This is a genomic window from Streptomyces sp. NPDC005483 (genome assembly GCF_040606035.1).
Lineage (GTDB): Bacteria > Actinomycetota > Actinomycetes > Streptomycetales > Streptomycetaceae > Streptomyces.
Map to the genome: position 1 here is coordinate 1 of NZ_JBEXEA010000110.1, position 2605 is coordinate 2605.

General features: G+C 70.3%; 2 protein-coding genes and 2 pseudogenes. 3 read left to right on the forward strand and 1 reads right to left on the reverse strand.

Annotated features, from left to right (window positions below; translation table 11 throughout):
• Together araD and ABZT06_RS50425 are read left to right on the forward strand one after the other, a co-directional pair.
• Nucleotides 1–198: pseudogene (gene araD / locus ABZT06_RS50420) on the forward strand (L-ribulose-5-phosphate 4-epimerase); the annotation flags it as partial.
• A 112-nt stretch (nt 199–310) separates the two neighbouring features.
• Complete coding sequence (locus ABZT06_RS50425; RefSeq protein ID WP_355756657.1) at nt 311–1090, forward strand: oxidoreductase; 780 nt, start codon at nt 311–313, stop codon at nt 1088–1090.
• 377 nt (nt 1091–1467) lie between these two features.
• Here ABZT06_RS50425 and ABZT06_RS50430 read toward each other — a convergent pair whose 3' ends face one another.
• Entirely contained in the window at nt 1468–1842 is a 375-nt protein-coding gene (locus ABZT06_RS50430; RefSeq protein WP_355756660.1) for a hypothetical protein, read from the reverse strand.
• A gap of 632 nt (nt 1843–2474) precedes the next feature.
• Between ABZT06_RS50430 and ABZT06_RS50435 the strand changes: the two are divergent.
• Nucleotides 2475–2605, forward strand: a pseudogene (locus tag ABZT06_RS50435) (MerR family transcriptional regulator); the annotation flags it as partial.

Sequence of the window (2605 nt, forward strand, 5' to 3'; positions counted from 1 at the left end):
TTCACCTGGGGCAGCACCGCCCGCAAGTCCCTGGAACACGCGATCATCTGCGAGGCCGTCGCCGACATCGCCCTGCACACCCTGTCCCTCAACCCAACCGCACCCCCACCCGCCCACCTCCTGCAACGCCACTACACCCGCAAACACGGCCCCGACGCCTACTACGGCAACCCGGAGGCGGCACTCCCGCAACGGTGACCGGGAGCCCGTGGCCGGCGCACCGGCGGCGGGCTGTCCGTTCCCGCCGGAGCGTGGTCTGCTGGACGCGGTGCCCGGCGCTGCCCGGCGCCCGGCAACGGAAGGCAGAGACATGGACGCGCCACTGCACGGACGCACCGCCGTCGTCACCGGTGCCAGCAAGGGCATCGGGCTGGCCGTCGTCACCGCCCTCGCGCAGGCGGGCGCGACGGTGATCGCCGGTTCCCGCAGCTCCACGCCCGAGCTGGACGCGCTGGTCAAGGAAGGCCAGGTCACCTGGGTGCCCGTCGACCTCGCCGAGCCCGCCGCCGCCGGGCGCCTCGTCGAAGCCGCCCGGGGACGCATCGACGTACTGGTCAACAACGTGGGCACGGCACCGGCCCGGACCGGAGGGTTCCTGTCGGTGACGGACACCGACTGGCAACGCGTCCTCGATCTGAACCTGCTCACCGCGGTACGGGTCACCCGCGCGGCCCTGCCCGTCATGCTGGCGGCCGGTCAGGGGTCGATCGTCACGGTCGCCTCGGTCAACGCCACGCTCCCCGACCCCCTGGTCATCGACTACAGCGCGGGCAAGGCCGCCCTCGTCGCCTTCTCCAAGGCCCTGTCGAAGGAGGTCGGCCCGAAAGGCATCCGCGTCAACACCGTCAGTCCCGGCCCGGTGCAGACCGACCTCTGGCTGGCCCAGGACGGGGTAGCGGCCACCGTCTCCGCAGCCGCCGGCATGACACCCGACGACGTCGTGGCGCAGGCCGCCGGTTCCACCGCCACCGGCCGCTTCTCCCGGCCCGGGGAAGTCGCCGAACTGGTCCTGTTCCTGGCCGGCGACGGCGCGCGGAACATCACCGGCAGCGACATGATCATCGACGGCGGCCTCATCCCCACCTGGTGACACGGTGACCGGTCGGCGGGGGCGCGAGCAGGACGAGGTGTACGAACTCGCCCGCTTCACCCGTGCCCCTGCCTGCCGAGGTGGCCGCCAGGCCGGCCCTCCTGCCCCATGACCAGGCGGCGTTGGTTCCCCTGACCACGCCCACGTTTCCGTGCACGGCGGTGCCGGCGGCCCGGCTTCTTCGGCGTGCAGATCGCCGCGGCCACCGGCGCCCGGGGTTCGTGCGGTGGCCGGGCGCCGGCACGGCCGTCGACCACGCCGGTGTGGGCGGCAGTCGCCGGTGACCGGGGCACCCGGTTCAGCGGACCACGCTCAGCACGCCGCGGCGAGACCGGCGCGGTCAGGACGCTGCCCGCCCGCTGCGGCGGGCAGGCGTCTCACCGGTCGAAGTAGCTGAGATCGCCCACGGTCCACGCGCTGACGTCCTTGATCGCGACTCGGTACATGCCTCCCGTCTCCGGGATACCGAGGCTCCCCTGAAGGATCCGGGCGAGATGGAAGTGCAGATGGGTGGGCGCCTCGTCACGGCCGGGCCGGTCCCCTCGCGGGTCGCGGGCGAAGACGTCGGAGAACGGGCCCAGGCGGTCCGAGTCCTTCAGTACCTCCGCCACGCGCTCCCTCCACACGGCCTCAGGAGCCAGCCGGCCGGTGATGACGGCCCCGCCGACGACCACGGTCAACGACATCTGATTGCTTCGCTCGGACTCCACCGCGGCGGAGAGTGCGACGAGCAGCTCGTCAGGGTTCGACATGAGAACAGATCCTATTTCAGTCCCGGAACCGCCCCGCGGCCCGGGCGGTACCGCGCCGAGGAGGACGGCTCCCGGCCGATCGAGCGGATCACAGGGTTTCTCCTCCGCCACGGGAGTGAAATCTACTCTTGCCAGAGTAGACATCTTCTGTCGCCATGGTTACGCTTCATATCGTAGACACGGTCGACGAGACCCGGCAGACACGAACTGGCGGGTGTTGTGCACGAAGTTCGCAGGTCAGCGCGGCTCTCGAGCCTCGAAGCCAAAGTGTTCCCAGAATGGCGACGGGGCTGAGAGCCGCACTGGGCGGCTCGCAGGTCAAGGAGCCGCCACCGCAGTACCGCAGTACCGATTCACCCAGTGGTTGGTTCAGAAAGAAGCGAGAGAGAAACGGAGGAGACGCCATCAGGATCGCCCGGCCCGACACTCTCGGCCCGGGTACCGCAAGACCCCGGAATGGATGGTGGTTCCCGGTCAAGCAGTTGCGATCCCCCCGCACCCCGCTCTGCCGGGCCGGGTAGCGGAAACAGAAGGTCGGCACAGCAGTAGGGCCGACAGATGGTGTTCGCTTTCCTCGGGGCCCTGGTGCGTACGGCACCAGGGCCCCTCGACGCGTTGGACGACGAGGTGACATGACTCCGGACAAGCCTCTGACCAATCGCCTGGAGGACGACGACTATCCCGCTTACACGATGGGCCGGGCAGCCGAGATGCTCGGCACCACCCCGGGCTTCCTCCGAGCCATCGGCGAGGCCCGACTGAT

Excerpts from the sequence above, each read along its gene's own strand:
- ABZT06_RS50425 (WP_355756657.1), top strand. The coding sequence starts at position 311 with ATGGACGCGCCACTGCACGGACGCACCGCCGTCGTCACCGGTGCCAGC.
- ABZT06_RS50430 (WP_355756660.1), bottom strand. The coding sequence starts at position 1,842 with ATGTCGAACCCTGACGAGCTGCTCGTCGCACTCTCCGCCGCGGTGGAG.